Below are 21,143 nucleotides of genomic sequence, written 5' to 3' on the forward strand. Positions count from 1 at the left end.
TTAATATGAGTGATACTTCTGTTGTTATAACATCCTCCCAAATAACCGAATTGATAGATCTGGTACGCAGGGTACACGGGTTTGATTTTTCGGGTTATACCAAAGCCTCGTTAAAAAGGCGGGTGGTGAGGATAATGCAGCTGAAAAAAATGGAGTTTTATGATCTGAAACATATCCTGGTTAATGATCAGCATTTTTTTCAGTATTTTTTAGAGGAGATTACGGTGAACGTTACCGAAATGTTTCGTGATCCGTCGTTTTATAAAGCGCTTAGCTTACAAGTGATGCCCTACCTGTCAACTTATCAGCATGCCAAAATATGGTGTGCGGGCTGTTCAACAGGCGAAGAGGTTTATTCCCTGGCCATACTACTGCGCGAGGCAGGGCTCAGCAAAAAATCATTCATTTACGGTACCGATATAAATACCGAAGTATTGCGGGAAGCCCGTAAGGGGATATATAGTTTACGCAATATAAAAAGTTACGCCGAAAATTATCAATTTACGGGTTTAAAAGGCTCTATATCAGATAATTTTACTATTTTGTATGATGCTGCGTCGATACATAACGAGCTGAAGCAGAATACCCTGTTTTCGGTGCATAATTTAGTGTCTGATGATGTGTTTAACGAGTTCCAACTCATCAGCTGCCGTAATGTTTTTATTTATTTTGAAACCGAACTGCAGGAACGGATATTGGAATTGTTTTATAAAAGCTTGTGCCCCTTGGGCTATTTATGTTTAGGTAGTAAAGAAACCATACGGTCTGAAGCTTTTAAACGAAAGTTCAAAGTGATCAATCACAAGGAAAATATTTATCAAAAAATTGGGACCTGATAAAAATTTACTCGACCGCTGGCGCACCACCGAGTTATTACTACTGGGTGGCTCGGCCGGATCGTTTAAACTATTGTTCCAGATGGTAAAGTTGCTGCCTGATGATCTGGATAAAACGGTAATCATCGTTATCCATCGCAAGCGGAACTTTTTTAGTGAAATAGCGAAACTTTTTGCAGAGAATACCCGTATTTCCCTCCGCGAAATTGAAGATAAAGACGTTCTGAAAAAAAATACGATTTATATAGCACCCGCCAATTACCATACCCTTATTGAAAAGGGCGGGTATTTTAGTTTGGATGTATCCGAGGCGGTCTGGTACTCAAAACCCTCAATTGATGTAACTTTTGAAAGCGCCGCCGAGGTTTACCATGATCGATGTATGGCCATCTTATTATCAGGAGCCAACCAGGATGGTGCCGATGGGATGTTAAAATTGAGGAGACATGGGGCAGTTACCATTGCCCAGCATCCCGAGGATGCAGAAATGGATGAAATGCCTACAGCGGCCATTAACAATGGAGGCGCCCGGTATATATTACGTACAGATGAGATATTTAAACTTTTACATACACAGTAATTCACTTACATTAGCATTAAATGAGTCCCGTTAATATTCTTATTGTTGATGATAGAGAAGAAAATATTGTTGCGCTTGAAGCATTATTGAAGCGCGATGATATTCGTATATTTTCTACAACATCGCCAAATGAAGCTCTCAAGATTGCCTGGGACACACATATTGCTATTGCCCTTATTGATGTGCAGATGCCCGAAATGGATGGTTTTGAGTTGGTTGAAATGCTCAAATCAAATCCGCGTACACGAGATATCATGGTGATATTTGTGACCGCCATATCTAAAGAAGCTAAATACGCGGTGAAAGGTTTGGGTACCGGCGCTATTGATTATTTGTACAAACCGCTTGATCCGTATATAACATCGGCCAAGGTTGATTCATTTGTGCACCTGGCGCGTACCCAGGCCGAGATCAGGCTAAAGAACGAAGATTTGCAGAATTTTGCTATCGTGGTAAAAAACTCTGCCGATATCATTTGCTCGGTCGACGCGCAAAATCTCCGCATCAGCAATATTAACCCCGCGGTTGAAACCATTATGGGTTTTAAATCGGCAGAGTTGCTGGGTAAAGGAATTGTTAACCTGGCGGTTGAAAACCAGCAGGCGCTGTTTCGCAAAAAGCTGGGCGAGATCATCAAGGACAACCTGAACTTTGCCGTTTTTGAATTACAGTTTGAAACCTTTGATAAACGGGTGATATGGGTAGAGTGCCGTGCATCCTATCATAATAAAATTATTTTTTTAAACATCAGCGATATCTCGCCGCAAAAGAGCTACCAGGAACAGCTGATCAAGTCAAAAGAAAACGCCGAATACAGCAAAAAGGTAAAGGAAACTTTTTTGGCTAACATGAGCCATGAGTTGCGTACCCCGGTTAATGGTATTATAGGTATTACCAACCTTTTGCTGCGTACCGAACTGAATGAGCAGCAAAAAAACATGCTCAATTTGCTCGAAACTTCCTCCAAGTCGTTACTGGGGGTAATAAACGATGTGCTGGACATATCCAAAATAGAAGCTGGTAAGTTTAACATTGTACGTACACCCAATAATATACGCGAGCTTATACGGGCCGCGTTTGATCTGCTTAAATTCAGGGCCGATGAAAGCAATATTGAATTTATACTGGAGATAGAGGATAATGTGCCGGCAAACCTCATGGTTGATTCCCTGCGTTTGAATCAGATCCTGATGAACCTGTTGAGCAATGCTATCAAGTTTACCGAACGCGGGTATGTTAAACTGAAGGTATCGGTATTGCAAAAACATAACGATAAGGTTAAATTGAAGTATAGCGTTGAAGATTCGGGTATTGGTGTTCCGGCCGATAGGCTGAGCAAAATATTTGAATCATTTGAACAGGCCGAAGAAGATACCGTAAGCAAATACGGCGGTACGGGACTTGGCTTAACCATTGTAAAAAAACTGGCCGAATTAAAAGGCGGTGAACTCACCGTGAGCAGTCAATTAGGTAAAGGAAGCACCTTTAATTTTATCAACTGGCATACCATTGCAGCTGCGCCGGTTGAAAAAATGAGCAGTAAACCCGATAAAATACTTAATCCATTTAACAATGTTACTGTTTTGGTGGCCGAAGATAATATGGTGAACCAGTTTATGCTATCGAAAATGCTGAAGGACTGGAGCGTGGAGGTTGATATGGTAGATAATGGACGTAAGCTGATCGAAAAACTGAAAAGCAAAAAATACGATCTTATTTTAATGGATACCCATATGCCCGAAATGAATGGTTATGAAACTGCCCGCACTATACGTGTTGACTTTGAAGAGCCCAAAAGAAGCATCCCTATCATATCCCTTTCAGCATCTTCATTTGGGCATGAGCAGGAACAAGCGCTTACCGCAGGTATGAATGATGTGTTGGCAAAACCATTCCAGCCATATCAGCTGCACGAAAAAATAAGCCAGTTGCTAAAGGTAGTGGTATGAGTACTAAAACTCGAGTTTGGTTTGGCCGATACCCATTACTTTGGCCTCGTGTTCCAGTAGCCATTTTTTACGCCAAAGGCCGCCCGCGTAGCCGGTAAGGCTGCCGTCTGAACCTATAACCCGATGGCAGGGTACCACTATCCACAGATTATTTTTACCATTGGCCGATGCTATGGCCCTGATGGCCAGCGGACTATTCATTTGGTTTGATTGCTGCGCATAGGTAATGGTACGTCCGTACTTTATTTGCAATAACTCGTCCCATACCTGTTGCTGAAAAGGAGTGCCCGCCTGTTTCAGCGGCAGATCAAACTCCTTGCGCTCACCTTTAAAATACTCATCCAGTTGGTCAATAGCCTTTTGCAATAATGGGGTTGGTGCAGGGGTAATTTCATACTCCTCGTCCCGGGCCGATATGGAAGCAATAAAGCCATCCTCTTCGGTAATGCGGGTTATGCCAAGCGGGGTATTACAGTAAGCAACGGGCATGAATTTTATTTTTACAGGTTGATAATGGATTGCCGTAGGCAATGTGATTTCTTTTTCAAATTTAAGGCAATTGGAATGATTGAGCAAATGCTTGCGTCAGGACGATCTCATAAAAAGCGCGTCATTGCAAGCGCAGGAGCCCCCTCTAAATCTCCCCCAAAGGGGGAGATTTTAAAACTCTTTTTTTAAGTCCTCTCCATTGGAGAGTAATAGCCCATCAAGAGGCCGCTACCCAAAAAAGGTGTCATGCTGAGCCCCGTCGAAGCATGGTGGGCAGGCCTCTGCGCTCTATCCTTCGACGGGGCTCAGGATGACACCCATTTTTTTTCATTTTTTTTCATTATGCCTTTTTGTGGGCTATTACTCTTTGGAGAGGGTTGGGTGAGACTCCTTACAGCAATGACGTGTTGGGAAAGGGCCGCAAGCGAAGAGAGGCCAAGCGTGATGATGGCCCACCGCAAGCAAAACCAATGCACCAATAAACCCATGAACAAATGAACCAAATAATTACCTTTGACGCCATGAAACTCGTTAACGAAACCTGGCACCTGCTTAAAAAGGAAATTTTGCTCGAATGGCGGTCAAAATATGCTTTTAATGGTGTTTTGTTATACGTGGTATCAACCGTATTTATTTGTTATATTTCCTTTAACCTTACCCCGGGTTTTAGCGGCAGCAATGGTTACAAAGTGGTGTGGAACGTACTGTTCTGGATCATTATGCTGTTTGCATCGGTTAACGCCATAGCCAAAAGCTTTATGCAGGAGAGCAAGAGTCGTTTGCTTTATTATTATTCTATAGCCAGTCCGCAGGCTATTATCCTGTCAAAAACCATATACAATGTTTTGCTGATGGCCCTGTTAAGCATACTGGCTTTACTGGTGTACATGGTGTTTTTTACCAATACTCTTGGAGATCCTTTGTTTTACTTTTTAACCGTGCTGTTGGGTAGCCTGAGTTTCTCTACCGTGTTCACCATGATATCGGCTATCGCCTCCAAAGCGGGTAATAACGGTACACTGATGGCTATTCTGAGTTTTCCTGTTATTATACCCGTGATCCTGGTGCTTATCCGCCTCAGTAAAAACGCGATGGATGGGATAGACAGAAGCCTGAGCCTGGGCAACATCGGTGTTTTGTGCGCCATTAATGCCATTGTGATTACCACCGCGCTTTTGCTTTTCCCTTTCCTTTGGCGAGATTGATGGGCAAAAGATAATAATGGCATCCACTGTAACTTTCTTGTATCAATAAATAAATGCGGGCAATTTCATCAAGCGTTCATAAAAATTATGTTTTTTAGTACCTTGAAAAAAAATTTATCCCTCATTAATGCGGCCTTATTGGATCATTCTTCTTCTTTTTATAGTATGCCCTTTTGTGGTAGCTGCTCAAAATACTACCATTACGGGTACGGTTGTTAATGCCAATGGTAAAAACCCGATAGCCCGGGCCAGCGTATTTTTAAGCAATGCCACTTATGGCGCGGTTACAGCCGAAGATGGCTCATTTACTCTTGGCGGTGTTAAACCAGGCCAGTATGAGCTGGTAGTAACCACCGTTGGGTACGAAGACTACTCACAAACCATACAGGTGAGCGGCGCGCCGCTGAAATTGAATATCGAGCTTACCCAAAAAGTATTAATGCTGCGCGAAGTAGTGATCAGCAGCGCAGCCGACTGGAAAAAGAATTACGAACAATTCAGGCGGGAGTTTATTGGCACTACCGAAAACTCCAAACTTTGCCGGGTAGTTAATCCGCACATACTCAATCTGATTTATCATCGCAACAAACAGCAGCTGGAAGCTTCCGGGGATGAATTTTTGGTGGTAGAAAACCACGCGCTGGGATATCGCACCAAGTTTTTACTCAAAAACTTTTTGAGTGATGGCATCGAGCATACCATACAATACGCAGGTAAGGCCCTTTTTGAAGAACTGCCCGGATCGGCAGAACAAAAGAAAGCCTGGAAACAGAAACGTGAGCTGGCTTATTATGGCTCGGCACAGCATTTTTACCGTTCGTTATATAAAGATAGGTTGAAAGAGGAAGGTTTTGAAGCGCATGATTTTACCCGCATGCTCAACCGCGAACGGCCCGACGAAGGCCTGATATTACAAAAGATCAAAAGATACAGGGATATCGCTCCTAATCGCGATTCGCTGGCCAACTGGTACAGGCTCAACAACCTTACCAAATGGAACCGGGAAAATCTGGTCCGTTTACCCTATCAATCTATGGAAATATTGCGTAAAACACCCGAAAAGGGGATATATGCCGTTGTTTTTCCTCATCTGCTATACGTGGTATATACCAAAAAGGAAGAGACTACCGAATTTAGGGATGTTTATCGCCCCCTGGATATGGGTAATTATGAAGCCAGTATTGTAACCCTCTACGGTAACTATATCTTGTTTGATATGAACGGTATTGTGATATCAAACCCAAGTCCGCTTTATGAAGGTACCTGGTCCAAAGCTAAACTGGCCGATCTGCTGCCCGTAGATTACGAGCCGGGGGACTGATCGTTGTTCATTGGTTCGCTTGTTCATTAGTCTTAGCATGATCGTTCATTGGTTCACTGGTTCATTAGTTTATTGGTCTTAGTATGATTGTTCATTAGTTCACTTGTTCATTGGTCTTAGAGGTGGTTCCTAATGAGGTTTTATCAGTTCGTAGTAATTTTTCAGTGTTTACTAATGAACTAATGATACTAATGAACCAGTGAACCAACAAATGAACCAATGACACTAATAAACTAATGAACCAAAATACCTACCTTTGCCCATCAATCAATATGAAATTTATTTATCAATCCTGGTGGAAGGTTTTAACAGTGATCGTAATTATTTACACACTGATAGCCGGTTTACTGCTTGGGGTGCCCAAGCTGCCTATAGTTCACGAAACAATCAGAAATACCTATTTCCATGTACCTATGTGGATGGCCATGTTTACGGTTTTTTCCATTTCGGTTTATTACAGCATCAAATACTTAAATACCGGTAAAGAAAAGTACGACCTTATCGCAGTTGAATGCGCCAATACAGGCCTGTTCTTTTTTGTGCTGGGGCTGATAACCGGCATGCTTTGGGCCAAATATACGTGGGGCGAGTTCTGGAGCAACGATCCTAAACAAAACAGCGCCGCCATAGCCTTCTTGTTGTACTGCGCTTATTCGGTATTGCGTAATTCCATTGACGAGGAACAGAAACGCGCCAAAATATCGGCTATCTATAACATTTTTGCTTTCCCGGTGATGATCGTACTGATCATGGTATTGCCCCGGATGACTGATTCGTTACACCCGGGTAATGGTGGTAACCCTGCTTTTGGTAAGCTGGATTTGGATAACCGCATGCGTATGGTATTATATCCTGCCTTTATTGCCTGGAGCTTTATGGGCATCTGGATAGCCTCGGTACGTTACCGTATCCGTTTAATTGAATATAAAAAGAACGAAAATTAATAATGAAGAAGCTTACAGTTTTAGTATTGCTGCTGTTAAATTTTGCGCGTGCTTTTGCACAACAAAGCGTTACGGTTGAAATGGATAACGCGTTGCGCAGCTCGGGTAAAATATACGTTGTAGTGGTTACTATAGTGATAATTTTTGCCGGATTGGCCTTTTATCTGTTCTCTATCGACCGTCGATTAAAAAAAATCGAAAAAGAAAAATAGTTCAAATAATTTGCCTATCTTGTTTAAACTTGGTTTTTGTACCGTTGTTATAAGGTGTATCTGAAACACTAACAATAAAATATTTGCGATATTGATAAAAATTGTACCAAATTTGTGCACTTTTTTAAGAGTTTAATATTTATATAACAATTATGGCTACGAATATTTTAGTTGCTGATCAGGATACCCACTTCTTCGGCGACGTATGTAAAAACTTCGATTACGCAGCGCAGTTTACAAAACACGATGCCGGTTTATTAGACCAAATCAAATCATGTAACAGTGTTTACCGCTTCCGTTTCCCTATCCGCAGGGGCAATGGGTTTGAGGTGATCGACGCGTGGAGGGTTGAGCATTCACATCACCAATCGCCAACCAAAGGCGGTATCCGCTACAGCGAAATGGTGAACGAGGATGAAGTAATGGCACTTGCCGCTTTAATGACCTACAAATGTGCCATTGTGAACGTTCCGTTTGGTGGCGCTAAGGGCGGTATCAAAATAAATCCTAAAAACTACACCGTAAGCGAGCTGGAAAACATCACCCGCCGCTACACTGTGGAATTGATCAAGAAAAATTTTATTGGTCCAAGTATTGACGTACCTGCTCCGGATTATGGATCGGGCGAGCGCGAAATGAGCTGGATTGCTGATACCTATGCTACCATGAACCCAGGTCAGCTGGATGCTATGGGTGCCGTTACCGGTAAACCTATCGCGTTACATGGTATCGCTGGTCGCCGGGAAGCTACCGGTCGTGGTGTGGCTATTGCCATCCGCGAGTGTGTAAGCGTTGGCGAGGATATGCAGAAACTGGGCTTATTGCCAGGTTTGGCAGGTAAAAGAGTAATTGTACAAGGCTTGGGAAATGTGGGCTACTATTCGGCTAAATTCCTGGCTGAGTTTGGCGCCATCATTGTTGGTTTGTGCGAGTTTGAAGGCGCTATTTATAATGAGGACGGCCTTGACGTTGAAGCTGTTTTCCAACACCGTAAAGCAACCGGCTCAATTTTAGGTTATGCAGGCGCCCTGCGCGAATTTGCCAACACCATGGAAGGTCTGGAGCAGCCATGCGACATCCTGGTACCGGCCGCTCTGGAAAATCAGATCACCGAATACAACATCCGTAACATACAGGCTAAAATTATCGCCGAAGGTGCCAACGGTCCAACCTCGCCAGAAGCCGAAGCTATATTTTATGCCAATGGCGGTTTAATCATCCCGGATATGTATGCCAATGCCGGCGGTGTAACGGTATCCTACTTTGAATGGTTAAAAAACCTGAGCCACGTAGCTTTTGGCCGTATGAACCGCAGGTTTGAAGAAAATTCCAACCTGAACCTGGTGAACATGGTAGAAGGCATCACCGGGGTATCTCTTACCCCGATGCAGCGTTCAACCATTATCAAAGGCGCATCTGAACTGGAACTGGTAAACTCCGGACTGGAAGATACCATGATCCGCTCATATCACGAGATCAGGGAAATCTACAAAAGTAATCCTAAGATCGAAACCTTGCGTAATGCAGCCATGGTAGGCGCTATCAACAAAATCGCCGTATCATACCAAAACCTTGGTGTTTGGCCGTAAATAATTTCCTTGTCATTCTGAGGAACGAAGAATCTATTTGCTGGTATGCATATTTGAGAATAGATCCTTCGCTATGCTCAGGATGACAAAATTTATGCAAAAGGGCGGATTGAAAAATCCGCCCTTTTTTGTTTTCTTACTTTTGCTATGTCACTGCGAGGAGGAACGACGAAGCAATCGCGAACTATACAGATCTATCTTTTATATTTCCCTTTGTTAATTTTCAAACTATGCTTTTCTCCTACCAATGGCTTAACTAACTTTTGCGAGGCAGAAATAGATTTTGAAGAAGTATCCTCATTCTCCTTGTACGCCTCCGGTATCCATTCCAATTTTAGTCTGCATGTATTATTCATGGTAATTGCTTTAAGTAAATATAGTAAATTGGCTTAAAAAGGAGGGACTGCCACCCTGAGCCTGTCGAAGGGCGTCGCAGAGGCCGGCCCACCATGCTTCGACGAGCTCAGCATGACCCATTGATGCCAGGTAAGCCAACGCCAAATCCCCAAAATCCTGATTCCTGACTCTTAGATTTTTGATTCTTTTCTCTATCAAGAATAATTCTAAATAACATATATGACTTGTAATGAATTTTATTAGCGCTATGTTTTGTATTTTTGCGTACTATTTTATAATATATAAGCCTCGGAATGAAGAAAAGTGCAATTTTTGGTCTTGTAGTTATCGCTATTGCTATAGCGGTTATCATTAGTGTTTACTCCAACTCCAGTACTTATGGTTCTTTTAGCGATGCTACAAAAACCACCAGCGAACTGCATATTGTAGGGCACCTGAACAAAACAAAACAATTGTACTATGATGCCACCAAGGATGCCAATTACTTTTCATTTTACATGAAGGATAACAAAGGCGAGGAGCGTAAAGTGATTTTTACAGGCACCAAACCCGAAGACTTTGAACGCAGCGAACAGCTGGTATTAACCGGCACCATGGTTGGCCAGGAGTTTCACGCCTCCAAGATCCTGATGAAATGCCCTTCTAAATACACTCAGGACAAGTTAGAAATTACAGAAGCAAAGGCCACGCAGGCCAGTATATAATAAAGTTAAAAGTCAAAATTCAAAAGTCAAAAAAAGCATACTTGCCTGACTTTTAACTTTTGACTTTTGAATTTTGACTTAAAATATGGATACAGTTTTTAAAGGTGAACACCTTTTACCCGGCCAGATAGGTCAGTTTTTTATCGTTCTTTCTTTTGGCGCGGCGCTTATATCATTTATCAGCTATTATTTCGCTACTACCGAAGATGCCGGCAAAAACGATAGCTCATGGCAGCGCATGGGCCGCATCGGTTTTTACGTTAATTCTATCTCTATACTGGGCATGGGCGTATGCCTGTTCTATGTTATTTATAACCACTATTTCGAGTATCATTATGCCTGGGCCTATACCTCGCGTTCGTTGCCGGTTTACTATATCGTATCCGGTTTCTGGAACGGACAGGAGGGAGGCTTCCTGCTTTGGACCTTCTGGCAGGCTGTTTTAGGTAATATCCTCATCCGCAGGGCCAAATCATGGGAACGCCCCGTAATGACAGTGGTGGCTTTTTCGCAGATAGTTTTAGCCACCATGGTACTGGGTGTCGAAATTTTGGGTACCCGCATTGGTAGCTCACCGTTCCTGTTGCTACGTAAAGCACTGGAAGCGCCTATCTTCCAAAATCCCGATTATCTTTCGTTTATAAAAGACGGCCAGGGTATGAACCCATCCCTGCAAAACTATTGGATGATCATTCACCCGCCAACCTTGTTCCTGGGTTTTGCATCGATAGTAGTACCTTTTGCATACGCGGTAGCTGGCCTTTGGCAAAAACGTTATAAAGACTGGGTTGCACCCGCTATACCATATGCACTGTTTGCCGGTATGATACTGGGCACCGGCGTTATTATGGGTGCTTTCTGGGCATATGAATCACTGAATTTTGGCGGTTTCTGGGCATGGGACCCGGTGGAGAATGCCTCTATCTTCCCATGGATCACCATGGTTGCCGCTTTGCACGTACTCATTGTATATAAAAACACTGGTCACTCTTACTTTACCGCTACCTTCCTGGTATTGATCAGCTTTGTACTGGTATGGTATTCATCGTTTCTGTCGCGCAGCGGTATCCTTGGCGATACTTCGGTGCACTCTTTTACAGATAACGGCATGTTCTGGCAACTGGTTATTAGCGTGCTGATATTCCTGATCATTTCAGTGGTATTGCTGGTGGCTCGCTGGAAACAGTTGCCCATCACCAAAAAAGATGAAGACACTTACTCGCGCGAATTTTGGATGTTTGTAGGCTCGGTATTTTTGGGTCTGTCGTGCTTCCATTTATTGGTTGTAACTTCCGTACCGGTATGGAATGCCATGTTTGGTACCAAAATAGCGCCGCCGTCTGATGTAATTAAGCATTACAATGTTATCCAGTCGTCGTTTGCTTTTGTGGTAACGATACTTACTGGCATTGCGCAGTTTTTAAAATATAAAAAAACCGATGTTACCCGCTTTTTTATTACCACAGGTCTGTACCTGCTTTTCGCGGCTTTAATAACCGCCCTGGTAGTTTATGGAACCGGCGTTTACAAGCTGAACGCGGTATTTATACTGGTAATGTGGGGCTCGGTATATTCGGTAGTGGCCAACGCCAAAATACTGGGCGATGCGTTTAAAGGTCAGTACAAACTTGCCGGTTCGGCTGTGGCGCATATCGGTTTTGGTTTACTACTGGTAGGCGCACTGATAGCAGCGGGTACCAGCAGCGTGATATCTATTAACAATACCGGCGAAGGTTTTTCTCCCGAGTTTGCCAAAGAGCAAAACCCGCGTGAAAATATTATAGTTTACCGCAATCAGCCCGTAAAAATGGGCGACTTCCTGGTAACCTATACCGGCGACTCAATCTCGGCCCCTAATCATTTCTTTAAGGTTGATTACAAACAAGTAGATGCTAATGGTAAGGTGACCAACGAGTTTGTGCTGAAACCCAAAGTTCAGGTAAATAAAGGTCAGCTGGCTTCATCACCAGATACCAAGCATTATCTGTTTCATGACATGTACACGCACATCACCATGTCAAACGCTATCAGCGCCACAGAGGGTGGTTCCGAAAGCGCTCATGACGAGGTTGATGATGATAAAAACTACGATACACCGGTAAGCCACGAAGTAAAACCCGGCGATACCATCAAATATCGTGACGGTTATATTTTAGTAAAAGCGCTAAACAAAGAAGCCAAAGTACAAAACATCCCGCTAAGCGACAGCGATGTGGCCATTGGCGCCAACCTGGAGGTAGTAACCCATGGTAACCACTATAACGTTGTGCCGGTATACATGATTAAAAATGGCAACGTGTTTGATTTTGCCCGTAAAGTTGATGATGCAGGCTTGAAACTGCGTTTCAGCAAGGTGATACCCGAGAACAAGAAGGTAGAGATCATGGTGTACCAGCAACCCGAAAGCAAGAAGAAATTTATTGTGATGAAAGCCATCCAGTTCCCATATATCAACTTTTTCTGGGCAGGTACCATCATTATGGTGATCGGTTTCTTCATGTCTATCCGCCGTAGGAAAAAGGAATTGAAGGTGGTTTAAGGTATCAAAAGCCCTCTCCAAAAGAGAAGGCTTTTGAATATCTCTGTTACAGGGCGTATAAACCCCTCCCTGCCACAACACAAGCCATCGCACCCCTCCCGCGGGGAGGGAATTAAAAACACGATCAAAAGCGCAGGCCCTGTGCGATTCCTTCCCTCGGGAAGGGTAGGAAGGGGTTTCTGCATTATAAAGGAAGATCTTTCCATCGGTCCCCATAAAATTGATACGATTTTGCTAACTATTGATACGCTGATACTCAGTGGTTTTTAAATAAATCAATTTATTTGTCTGGCTTATTCTTAAGCCGTCTACACCAATTTATAAACAATAATTATTGCTTAACATCTTCCTGGGTTAAATCCGTGTGGGTATGTTTCGTTCATCATAATGATGGGGAAAACCTTCTGGTCAAGTAGTACGGGTTGCGCTGATTTGCCAGTGAGGTAGATGAAAGCATTGTTCGTGAATTTTAAGTATGCTAACCAAAACCACTTAAAATATGAAAAACAACTTTTTTATTCTTTTGGCTGCGACTTCGCTGGTGCTACTTAACAGCTGCCAAAAATCAAAAACTAATGCCCTTGCTGAGGCTAAGGCATCAAAAGCAAAGGGAAACAGCCAGTCGGCCATCTTTACCAATGCTTTGCCATCGGCTGATAATGGTAGTTATTATGATCCCTGGGTGATACGGGTTGGCGGTTACTACTATTATTGCGGCTCGGATGGTGGCCGGCTTTGGATAACCAAATCAGCTACGTTACAAAACATTCTGCAGCAAAGTAAAACCTACATTTTTACACCACCCTCGGGTACAATGTACTCCGGCGATCTTTGGGCGCCCGAGCTGCATTACCTGGGCGGGCGCTGGTATGTATATTTCGCGGCTGATGACGGTAATAATAACAACCACCGTATGCATGTTTTAGAGGGCGGGGCCGATGCTAACGATCCGTTGAATGGCGCCTATAACTATAAAGCTAAATTAGCCGCTACTACCGATAGGTGGGCGATTGATGGTTCGCCGTTTGTTTATAACGGGGTAACCTATTTTATATGGTCGGGATGGGAAGGGACTACCAATGTATCGCAATACCTGTATATCGCTACCATGAGTAACCCCTATACTATCAATAGCGAAAGGGTTGAAATTTCGCGTCCCGATTATGCCTGGGAAAAGGTGGGTACACCAACCGTTAATGAAGGACCCGAAACACTGATAAGCGGCAATACAGTTAACATTATTTACTCGGCCAGCGGTAGCTGGACAAATGACTATTGCCTGGGCCGTTTAACCTGTACTAATGGTAATTTAATGTCAAAAGCATCCTGGACAAAGCTATCCACCCCGGCATTTTTAAAGTTTGGTAATGTATTTGGTCCGGGCCACGCGTCGTTTGTGAAATCGCCGGATAATCTCCAGTGGTGGATCGTATACCATGCCGCCAATGCCGACGGCTCGGGCTGGGACAGAAGGGTCATGACCCAACAGTTTTCATGGGATGGCGATGTGCCTTACTTTGGTTATCCTATCGAAAAAGGGATCCCCATACCTGCACCCGCTATCGACCCAAGTTACAGCATGCCTATAGCCAACGGTACCTATCGCATCAAATCAAAAGTTACCGGCCAGTGCCTGGATGTGCCCAGCGGTTCAACAACACCAGGAACGCAGTTGCAGGAGTGGACGGACAATGGCAACATAGCGCAAAAATGGGTGTTCACCAGTTTGGGTAATGGCTATTATAAAGTTAAATCGGCTGCCAGTAATTTATGTTTGGATGATGCGGGCGCCTCATTAAACGCGGGCAATATCCTTATTGAATGGAACGACATTGGCGGTACTGCGCAGGAATGGCGCGTACAGGACATGGGTAGTGGTTATTTCAAAATTATTAGCCGCCGCAGTCTGCTGGCGCTTAACGTACCCAATAGCAATACTACACCAGGCACAAAATTAGAGCAATGGTACGAAAATCAATACGATGCCGAACTATGGAGCATAGTGCCGTAGGTAGGTGCTGAATATGGCTATGGTTATTAAGTATTGCCGGTTTTAGCCGGTGATGCTTAATGCCATAGTTAGTTTATATGGAGATGGTTAATTCCTTTTCATGTTTTTTATCGTACCATAGGTTACGCCTATATTTATAAAATACTTGCGGAGCATATCGTACTTTTGTGTGCATACAACCCCCACATCTAATCTGTCTGATTTAGATGCGTAATGCTGGCAGGCAAAGCAAATTTCAAGATAATCATAAACCTTACCCTTTTTATCAAAAAATACAAAGGCATTACGGGGATCGTAGCAAGAGGCTCCTTCTATGGTGTTGAAACCTGTTTTTCGGTAATTAGTGTTATAAATGATATTGGTAAGATGGTTGATCTGGTCCTGCTTTAATTGTTTAAATTCCTGTAAGGTAACATAATCCAAACTGTCTTTGACGATATGCAGGCCGCCTCTTAGTTTTTTTGCTTTGGCCGATAATAGGCCTTTTTTTAAACTGTCCTGCATTGAGGGGGCATCTGGTACATTGAGGCAACGAAACGAAACCGCCAGTATTTTTGCCGCCTTTGAAAAAGGATATTTTTTTAAACGTTGCCCAAGTGTGTATTGGTTGGTAAAGGTGCAATTATCAAACCACGGTTTGTGCATCTTTTCAAGCTCCTGGATGGTGAGTTTCCTGGTAGCCGGGTTTTTTACAGATTTTGTTTTTTGATGCTTAACGGTATCAGTTGTAAGTGTATAGGCAAAACCATAACTCCAACTGCCGAGCAGGAGCAGGTAGGTGAGTAATTTTATTTTCATGGATAAGGGTTTATGCATATCGTTATTTTCTGCGAGACGAAGGCTGTGTGCCATGTTTTATGCCCAGGTCAACAAAACATTTTCTAAGCATTTCGTATTTCTGATTACAATCATCCCCGATAAATATTTTGTCATGCATTGATTTATAATTTTCGCATTCAAAACAAACCTCCAAATAATCAATTACATTTCCCTGGCGGTCGAGAAATATAAAAGCATTATGCGGATTATAACAAGAGTGCCCAGGTTCTGCAACGTTTTTATCATTAATGGTTACCTTATAATCGTAATTATAAATGATATTGGTTAATCGCCGTATAAGGCTGTCATTTGCTGTTCTTATTTCTAATAGTGTTGAGTAATCCAACCGGTTTTTTATAATCACCAGTCCTTTTAAATGCTGTTCATCCAGATGGGATGGATTTAATGGAGAATTATCATCGGAGCCGGCATAAGACACTACCAGAATTTTGGTTGCCTGAGTAAAAGGATATTGCTTTAGCCGCTGTTGCAGACTATACCGGTTGCTGAATTTGCAGTCATCAAACCAGGGCTTGTAACCTTTAGTATGTGACCGGGTATATTGTACATGCGGAGTATAAACCCGTTTCTTTTGATGATGTTTGATTGTATCCAATCCACAACTCAATTCCCGGCTGCAGGCGTAGCTGCCAGGATGCATCAATAAAAATAAAAACAGGAGTAACTTAGGGTTCATTACCTAATATTACAAAATTTTTGCGGTGTAGACCAGTGCCAATCTTTACCGCTGCTTTAAAAACGATAATATTTTATTGTTCACGGTATCGGGTTTTTCAACAGATGGCAGGTGAGCAGCTCCTCTAACCAGGAAGAAATCAACCTTCAATACATTGCGGATGGAGTCGCTGTAGCGGAAAGGTACAACACCATCTTTTTCGCCCCAGATAAGTAATACCGGTTTATTGGCGCTGTTAAGGCATAGGTTGCTCTGCCTGCCGTGCTGGTCATAATCATACATGGTTGATACCAGCGCGTGGCGGAAACCTTTATACTCCATCTGCGGCAGATAGCGTTTTACCCATCCCGGATGCTCTTTAGGGTACAAAAAATCGTTCAGCTGATCCCTGGCCCGCTTATTGGAGTTTACAGCCTCGTTATAAAGGGTAACATAACGGGGGGCTCCGGGCTTTAAGCTTTCATAAGCCGGATCAATCAGGATCACTTTGTTGATGATAGCCGGGTGCTGGCAGGTAAAATTGGTTATCATTTGGCCGCCAAATGACATACCGGCCAGGTTTACACGACCTTGTAATTTGAGGGCGGTTATCAGGTCGAGCAATTGAGTGTTATACAGGTTTTTATCATAAACAGTCGCGGGCCTGTCCGAATAGCCCCGGCCGTACATATCATATCGTAATACCCTGTAGCCATTCCTCACCAGGAACTCATAGGTGCCATCCCAGATATAGTACGGAACGCTAAAGCCATTAACCAATATCACCACTTCGCCATTTTCAGGTCCTTCCAGCTGATAATGCGTAATGCCCTGACTTAATTTAATAAATTTGCCATCGATATTTTTGCGATCGGCGTCGGTTAAAACTTTTTTTTCCTTGTTGTTATATTCGTAAAATCCATATAATATCAGGGCCGAAGCTCCCGACAGGAAAATGATAATGATGATACTTACTTTAAGTATTTTCATAGGCAGCAGGTAGATAGAGATGATGATCGCTAAAATACAGAAATATTTAAATTACAATAGATTACAGAATATTTAAATTGTAAAAATAGTATGCGTATAACCCTGATCGGATCTGGCAATGTGGCCACGCACCTGGCCGCGGCCTTAAAAAACGCGGGCCATCGTATAATACAGGTGTACAGCCGCAATGCCCAGCATGCCGCCCTGTTGGCTTATCATGTTGGCGCCGAAGCTATTGATAACCTGGCAACTATAAACAGCGATACCGATATATTTATCATTTCTGTTAAGGACGATGCCATTATAGAAATGGTAAAAACACTGGCCGGATATCAAAAATTGATAGTACATACATCAGGTTCAACCAATTTGAATGATATAATGGCTTTTACAGATAAAGCGGGGGTACTGTATCCGCTGCAAACCTTCAGTAAAATCAAAGAAGTTGATTTTTGGACTGTGCCCTTATGTATAGAAGCGGCTAATGATGATATCAAAGCCGTTCTGAAACAATTGGCCACCACGATCAGCAATAATGTATATGATGTAAACTCAGCTGATCGTAAAATATTGCATCTGGCCGCGGTATTTGCCTGTAATTTCCCCAATTACCTATATGCGGTAGCACAACAGTTACTGGCGGCGCATGAGTTGAGCTTTGATATGCTGAAACCGTTGATACTGGAAACAGCGCAGAAAGTGCAGACACAATTACCTGCAAGTGTACAAACCGGTCCTGCTGTACGAAACGATCGCGTTACCATGAATGCGCATCTGCAAATGCTTAAGACTGAGCCGCATTGGCAGGAGCTTTATACTTTATTAAGTCAGGGTATTATCAAAAACAATAATGAAGGGCACGGGGACAAGTAATTTTGTTACTTTTGCCTAAATGAACGTTTTTAAAATAAAGATAAATTTCGAGGAAAAAGGGCACGAACCAGTTGAACTGCCCATAGCCGAAGGAGAATCTGCATTGGATGTTTGCCTGGAAAACGGCATAGAACTACAACATAATTGCGGCGGTGTTTGCGGATGCAGTACCTGCCATATTTACGTAAATAAAGGGATGGATAACATCCAGGAAATATCTGATAAAGAGGAAGATTTTATTGATAGGGCTGTAAATCCGCGTATTAACTCCCGGCTGGGTTGCCAGTGCGTGATAGTTGACGGTGATATAGAAGTAACCCTGCCAGATCAGTCACAATTCCTGGGGCACTAAACAGTGGTTTTGCGTTTGACGTGAAGCTAATAAACATAAGAATATAAAAGAACGTATAACGTACCACGTAAAACGTACAACAAAAAAATGAGCGACAATAAATTTGCCTTACCTATTCACTGGAACGATTACGAGGACATTGCTATAGAACTTTATGAAAAGTTTGGCGATGATTTTGACGAATCAAAAATATACCGCATCCGTTTTACCGAATTGCTGGAATGGGTTTTATCATTACCTAACTTTGCAGGCACAAAAGCCGAATCAAACGAAGGGCACCTGGAGCAGATCCAATCGGCCTGGGTTTATGAATGGCGCGATAATCAATAATGGAGAGTAGTAAGTAATGAGTGGTGGGTGGATTAAGTTTAATTTAATTCAAAACTCACTAATTCACTAATTCATTAATTCAATAATTACCTCGTTGGAGTCATTTTTACAAAAATTAAAAGATATTACCACGTTTATTTTCGATGTGGACGGTGTGCTTACAGATGGTTCTGTTTTTGTAACAGACAGCGGAGAGCAAAGCCGGGCTTTTAATATCAAAGACGGATACGCCCTGCAACTGGCTGTTAAATGCGGCTATAACGTATGCGCCATATCGGGCAGCCGCTCTAAAAGCGCTATATATCGTTTAAACAGCCTGGGCATTCAGGATGTTTATATGGGTACACATACCAAATCACAGCGCTTTAATTTATACCTCGAAGAAAAGGCTATTATTGCTACCAATGTGTTATACATGGGCGATGATATACCCGATCTGGAAGTGATGAAACTGGCCGGTTTACCAGTGTGCCCTGCCGATGCTGTTGAAGAAATAAAAGCGGTAAGCACGTATGTATCGCCTTATGGCGGTGGTAAAGGCTGCGCCCGTGATATCATCGAAAAAGTACTTAAAGTACAAGGCAAGTGGATGAGCGAGCAGGCTTATAGCTGGTAGGGGAGGAGGTTCATGGATCATAGTTGATGGTTCATGGTAACCTATGTGATTGAAGTGTAATTTCGGTTCATGGATCAACTTACGTGATCAAGGTATAAATAGTTAGCTTTTTACTATGAACCATGATCTATGGACTATCAACTATAAAAACATCAACTATGAACCAAACGTCTATTCCCAAAATCATCCTGGCATCAAAATCACCGCGCAGGCAGGATCTGCTCCGACTGATGGATATGGAGTTTGAGGTTGTTTTAAAGGACGTGGACGAATCCTATCCCGATGGGTTAACACCACAGGAGGTGGCGGTTTACATCGCCCGTAAAAAAGCCGAAGCATTTGATGGTACCGTAACCGATGAGGTTGTGCTTACCGCCGATACCATTGTTTGTATAGATGGCCTGATATTAGGCAAACCCGAAACACCACAACATGCTGTTGAAATGCTCCAGATTTTATCGGGCAAGGTACACCAGGTTATTACCGGGGTTTGTTTGTTATATAAGGGCCGTTATAACAACTTCTTTGATGTATCTGAAGTGTTTTTTCGTAAACTAAGCAACCAGGAGATAGAAAGTTACGTAACTGAGTATAACCCGCTTGATAAAGCCGGGTCATATGGCATACAGGAGCGTATTGGCCTGATAGGTATCGAACGCATTAATGGCTCTTATACCAACGTGGTGGGGCTGCCTACAGAAAAGTTATACGCTCAGTTAGTTAATTTAAATAAATAATTATTTAAATTAAACCTTTGTTTGCTCAATAGTCTAATGAATAAATATAAGGGAGTGAATTAAAATGAAAAAAACTATCTACACAGGGCTGGTATTATTGCTGGTTTCGGCCCTGTCTGCTTGCAGCAGTTACAATTACTACACAGCAGCCCGCAACAAAACCGATCTCTCATCTTACCGCACATTTGCCTGGGTAGCACCCGAAACAAGTAACAAGGCAGGGGGTGTTGTTAAAAAAGAAATCGCTGATGAAAGGGTGAAAGATGCTACCATCTTCGCACTACAAAACAAAGGCTTAAAACTACAGGAAAACAATCCCGATCTGTTGGTAAGCTACTCTACTATTACCGGCAGAGGTGTTAAAACAGAATTTTATCCGGCTTATTATGGCGGCTTCGGTTGGGGCGGCTGGGGTGGCTGGGGCTGGGGTTGGGGCTGGCGGTCACGCGGATTTTACGGCTACTACGGCGGCTGGGGTGGCTGGGGCTATCCATACGGCTACGGCGGTACTTATGCCCGTGTGCCTTACAAAGAGGGTACCCTTATTATTGACCTGATTGACCGTAACACCGGCCGTATAGTATGGAGAGGTTTTGGTGTAGGCGAATTGCGTAACCCGCAAAGAACGCTCGACGAATTACCTAAAGTGGTTGATGGTGTATTGAAACAATTACAAGTAAACCAGATCAGCCCATCGCAAATACGAAAAGTATAAGGCCAACAACACATTCACATTCATTCCTGCAAGAAGAAAATATAATGAAGAGATCCCTTTTAGGTTAAGCCTGAAGGGATTTTTTTTGGCGGTGTAAATGGGTAACAGCAAAAATAACGGCCATCACTACCAATACAATTACCCAGGTATCCAATGGGCAGCCATCGGGCCCACCATCATTTCCGTCGCAAAGGCCACCACCCGGATCTGATTGGGCAAAACAATTACTGGTTAGCAATAAAAGACATATCCCCGGTAAAACTTTATACATAGTTTTTACAAAGGCAGTTAATTTCATG

22 protein-coding genes are annotated in these 21,143 nt (G+C 42.9%); 17 read left to right on the forward strand and 5 right to left on the reverse strand.

Annotated elements, in window-relative coordinates:
• Nucleotides 1-5: 5 nt before the first annotated feature.
• From FHW89_RS19255 to FHW89_RS19265, 3 genes are read left to right on the forward strand one after another with little or no spacing between them, the layout of a single operon-like run.
• Nucleotides 6-836 carry a protein-glutamate O-methyltransferase CheR gene (locus tag FHW89_RS19255; protein WP_172336676.1) on the forward strand — a complete coding sequence of 277 codons (831 nt, stop codon included), beginning with the start codon at nucleotides 6-8 and terminating at the stop codon, nucleotides 834-836.
• On the forward strand, nucleotides 826-1,416 hold the full coding sequence (locus tag FHW89_RS19260) for a chemotaxis protein CheB (RefSeq protein WP_172336677.1): 591 nt from the start codon (nucleotides 826-828) through the stop codon (nucleotides 1,414-1,416). Before FHW89_RS19255 ends, FHW89_RS19260 begins: the two co-directional genes overlap by 11 nt.
• A gap of 20 nt (nucleotides 1,417-1,436) precedes the next feature.
• Nucleotides 1,437-3,365 (forward strand): response regulator, encoded by a 1,929-nt coding sequence (locus FHW89_RS19265; protein ID WP_172336678.1) that lies wholly within the window; start codon nucleotides 1,437-1,439, stop codon nucleotides 3,363-3,365.
• Between the two features lie 3 nt (nucleotides 3,366-3,368).
• Here the strand turns inward: FHW89_RS19265 and FHW89_RS19270 are convergent, their stop codons facing one another.
• The gene (locus FHW89_RS19270; protein WP_172336679.1) at nucleotides 3,369-3,854 is read right to left on the reverse strand and encodes a methylated-DNA--[protein]-cysteine S-methyltransferase; all 486 of its coding nucleotides are present in this window, start codon (nucleotides 3,852-3,854) and stop codon (nucleotides 3,369-3,371) included.
• A gap of 521 nt (nucleotides 3,855-4,375) precedes the next feature.
• Here FHW89_RS19270 and FHW89_RS19275 point away from each other — a divergent pair.
• The 8 genes from FHW89_RS19275 to FHW89_RS19310 all read left to right on the forward strand — a co-directional run bounded on the left by FHW89_RS19275 (nucleotide 4,376) and on the right by FHW89_RS19310 (nucleotide 14,736).
• Entirely contained in the window at nucleotides 4,376-5,059 is a 684-nt protein-coding gene (locus tag FHW89_RS19275; protein WP_172336915.1) for a heme exporter protein CcmB, read from the forward strand.
• A gap of 127 nt (nucleotides 5,060-5,186) precedes the next feature.
• Complete coding sequence (locus FHW89_RS19280) at nucleotides 5,187-6,380, forward strand: carboxypeptidase-like regulatory domain-containing protein (protein WP_172336680.1); 1,194 nt, start codon at nucleotides 5,187-5,189, stop codon at nucleotides 6,378-6,380.
• Between the two features lie 272 nt (nucleotides 6,381-6,652).
• Nucleotides 6,653-7,324 (forward strand): cytochrome c biogenesis protein CcsA, encoded by a 672-nt coding sequence (gene ccsA / locus FHW89_RS19285; protein WP_216650629.1) that lies wholly within the window; start codon nucleotides 6,653-6,655, stop codon nucleotides 7,322-7,324.
• A gap of 2 nt (nucleotides 7,325-7,326) precedes the next feature.
• Nucleotides 7,327-7,536 (forward strand): CcmD family protein, encoded by a 210-nt coding sequence (locus FHW89_RS19290; protein ID WP_172336681.1) that lies wholly within the window; start codon nucleotides 7,327-7,329, stop codon nucleotides 7,534-7,536.
• Between the two features lie 152 nt (nucleotides 7,537-7,688).
• Nucleotides 7,689-9,125 (forward strand): Glu/Leu/Phe/Val dehydrogenase, encoded by a 1,437-nt coding sequence (locus tag FHW89_RS19295; protein ID WP_172336682.1) that lies wholly within the window; start codon nucleotides 7,689-7,691, stop codon nucleotides 9,123-9,125.
• Between the two features lie 650 nt (nucleotides 9,126-9,775).
• A complete protein-coding gene (locus FHW89_RS19300; protein WP_172336683.1) occupies nucleotides 9,776-10,186 on the forward strand; it encodes a cytochrome c maturation protein CcmE in 411 nt (136 codons plus the stop codon).
• 85 nt (nucleotides 10,187-10,271) lie between these two features.
• Nucleotides 10,272-12,725 (forward strand): cytochrome c biogenesis protein CcsA, encoded by a 2,454-nt coding sequence (gene ccsA / locus FHW89_RS19305; RefSeq protein ID WP_172336684.1) that lies wholly within the window; start codon nucleotides 10,272-10,274, stop codon nucleotides 12,723-12,725.
• A gap of 499 nt (nucleotides 12,726-13,224) precedes the next feature.
• The gene (locus FHW89_RS19310; protein ID WP_172336685.1) at nucleotides 13,225-14,736 is read left to right on the forward strand and encodes a family 43 glycosylhydrolase; all 1,512 of its coding nucleotides are present in this window, start codon (nucleotides 13,225-13,227) and stop codon (nucleotides 14,734-14,736) included.
• An 87-nt stretch (nucleotides 14,737-14,823) separates the two neighbouring features.
• Here the strand turns inward: FHW89_RS19310 and FHW89_RS19315 are convergent, their stop codons facing one another.
• The 3 genes from FHW89_RS19315 to FHW89_RS19325 are packed head-to-tail and all read right to left on the reverse strand — an operon-like array spanning nucleotide 14,824 to nucleotide 17,221.
• Nucleotides 14,824-15,534, reverse strand: coding sequence for a hypothetical protein (locus tag FHW89_RS19315; RefSeq protein ID WP_172336686.1), 711 nt, complete (start codon nucleotides 15,532-15,534; stop codon nucleotides 14,824-14,826).
• Between the two features lie 22 nt (nucleotides 15,535-15,556).
• Nucleotides 15,557-16,252 (reverse strand): hypothetical protein, encoded by a 696-nt coding sequence (locus tag FHW89_RS19320; protein WP_172336687.1) that lies wholly within the window; start codon nucleotides 16,250-16,252, stop codon nucleotides 15,557-15,559.
• Nucleotides 16,253-16,297: 45 nt separating this feature from the next.
• Entirely contained in the window at nucleotides 16,298-17,221 is a 924-nt protein-coding gene (locus FHW89_RS19325) for an alpha/beta fold hydrolase (protein ID WP_172336688.1), read from the reverse strand.
• 90 nt (nucleotides 17,222-17,311) lie between these two features.
• Here FHW89_RS19325 and FHW89_RS19330 point away from each other — a divergent pair, with 90 nt between their 5' ends.
• From FHW89_RS19330 to FHW89_RS19355, 6 genes are all read left to right on the forward strand, one after another.
• The gene (locus FHW89_RS19330) at nucleotides 17,312-18,094 is read left to right on the forward strand and encodes a Rossmann-like and DUF2520 domain-containing protein (RefSeq protein WP_172336689.1); all 783 of its coding nucleotides are present in this window, start codon (nucleotides 17,312-17,314) and stop codon (nucleotides 18,092-18,094) included.
• 19 nt (nucleotides 18,095-18,113) lie between these two features.
• Entirely contained in the window at nucleotides 18,114-18,446 is a 333-nt protein-coding gene (locus FHW89_RS19335) for a 2Fe-2S iron-sulfur cluster-binding protein (RefSeq protein ID WP_172336690.1), read from the forward strand.
• Between the two features lie 87 nt (nucleotides 18,447-18,533).
• Nucleotides 18,534-18,776, forward strand: a complete 243-nt coding sequence (gene iscX, locus FHW89_RS19340; protein WP_090468940.1) for a Fe-S cluster assembly protein IscX — start codon at nucleotides 18,534-18,536, stop codon at nucleotides 18,774-18,776.
• Between the two features lie 94 nt (nucleotides 18,777-18,870).
• Nucleotides 18,871-19,392, forward strand: a complete 522-nt coding sequence (locus FHW89_RS19345; RefSeq protein WP_216650630.1) for an HAD family hydrolase — start codon at nucleotides 18,871-18,873, stop codon at nucleotides 19,390-19,392.
• Nucleotides 19,393-19,550: 158 nt separating this feature from the next.
• A complete protein-coding gene (locus FHW89_RS19350) occupies nucleotides 19,551-20,129 on the forward strand; it encodes a Maf family nucleotide pyrophosphatase (RefSeq protein ID WP_172336691.1) in 579 nt (192 codons plus the stop codon).
• A 64-nt stretch (nucleotides 20,130-20,193) separates the two neighbouring features.
• Entirely contained in the window at nucleotides 20,194-20,844 is a 651-nt protein-coding gene (locus FHW89_RS19355) for a DUF4136 domain-containing protein (RefSeq protein WP_172336692.1), read from the forward strand.
• A 64-nt stretch (nucleotides 20,845-20,908) separates the two neighbouring features.
• On the opposite strand, the gene FHW89_RS19360 is transcribed toward FHW89_RS19355, so the two are convergent.
• Nucleotides 20,909-21,142 (reverse strand): hypothetical protein, encoded by a 234-nt coding sequence (locus FHW89_RS19360; protein WP_172336693.1) that lies wholly within the window; start codon nucleotides 21,140-21,142, stop codon nucleotides 20,909-20,911.
• Nucleotide 21,143 lies beyond the last annotated feature (1 nt).

The organism is Mucilaginibacter sp. SG564, from assembly GCF_013149275.1.
In the GTDB taxonomy this organism is placed as follows: domain Bacteria; phylum Bacteroidota; class Bacteroidia; order Sphingobacteriales; family Sphingobacteriaceae; genus Mucilaginibacter.

Bases quoted from the DNA above. Each gene is read 5' to 3' on its own strand.
- FHW89_RS19255 (WP_172336676.1), top strand. From the start codon at position 6: ATGAGTGATACTTCTGTTGTTATAACATCCTCCCAAATAACCGAATTG.
- FHW89_RS19265 (WP_172336678.1), top strand. From the start codon at position 1,437: ATGAGTCCCGTTAATATTCTTATTGTTGATGATAGAGAAGAAAATATT.
- FHW89_RS19270 (WP_172336679.1), bottom strand. From the start codon at position 3,854: ATGCCCGTTGCTTACTGTAATACCCCGCTTGGCATAACCCGCATTACC.
- FHW89_RS19275 (WP_172336915.1), top strand. From the start codon at position 4,376: ATGAAACTCGTTAACGAAACCTGGCACCTGCTTAAAAAGGAAATTTTG.
- FHW89_RS19280 (WP_172336680.1), top strand. From the start codon at position 5,187: ATGCGGCCTTATTGGATCATTCTTCTTCTTTTTATAGTATGCCCTTTT.
- ccsA (WP_216650629.1), top strand. From the start codon at position 6,653: ATGAAATTTATTTATCAATCCTGGTGGAAGGTTTTAACAGTGATCGTA.
- FHW89_RS19290 (WP_172336681.1), top strand. From the start codon at position 7,327: ATGAAGAAGCTTACAGTTTTAGTATTGCTGCTGTTAAATTTTGCGCGT.
- FHW89_RS19295 (WP_172336682.1), top strand. From the start codon at position 7,689: ATGGCTACGAATATTTTAGTTGCTGATCAGGATACCCACTTCTTCGGC.
- FHW89_RS19300 (WP_172336683.1), top strand. From the start codon at position 9,776: ATGAAGAAAAGTGCAATTTTTGGTCTTGTAGTTATCGCTATTGCTATA.
- ccsA (WP_172336684.1), top strand. From the start codon at position 10,272: ATGGATACAGTTTTTAAAGGTGAACACCTTTTACCCGGCCAGATAGGT.
- FHW89_RS19310 (WP_172336685.1), top strand. From the start codon at position 13,225: ATGAAAAACAACTTTTTTATTCTTTTGGCTGCGACTTCGCTGGTGCTA.
- FHW89_RS19315 (WP_172336686.1), bottom strand. From the start codon at position 15,534: ATGAAAATAAAATTACTCACCTACCTGCTCCTGCTCGGCAGTTGGAGT.
- FHW89_RS19320 (WP_172336687.1), bottom strand. From the start codon at position 16,252: ATGAACCCTAAGTTACTCCTGTTTTTATTTTTATTGATGCATCCTGGC.
- FHW89_RS19325 (WP_172336688.1), bottom strand. From the start codon at position 17,221: ATGAAAATACTTAAAGTAAGTATCATCATTATCATTTTCCTGTCGGGA.
- FHW89_RS19330 (WP_172336689.1), top strand. From the start codon at position 17,312: ATGCGTATAACCCTGATCGGATCTGGCAATGTGGCCACGCACCTGGCC.
- FHW89_RS19335 (WP_172336690.1), top strand. From the start codon at position 18,114: ATGAACGTTTTTAAAATAAAGATAAATTTCGAGGAAAAAGGGCACGAA.
- iscX (WP_090468940.1), top strand. From the start codon at position 18,534: ATGAGCGACAATAAATTTGCCTTACCTATTCACTGGAACGATTACGAG.
- FHW89_RS19350 (WP_172336691.1), top strand. From the start codon at position 19,551: ATGAACCAAACGTCTATTCCCAAAATCATCCTGGCATCAAAATCACCG.
- FHW89_RS19355 (WP_172336692.1), top strand. From the start codon at position 20,194: ATGAAAAAAACTATCTACACAGGGCTGGTATTATTGCTGGTTTCGGCC.
- FHW89_RS19360 (WP_172336693.1), bottom strand. From the start codon at position 21,142: ATGAAATTAACTGCCTTTGTAAAAACTATGTATAAAGTTTTACCGGGG.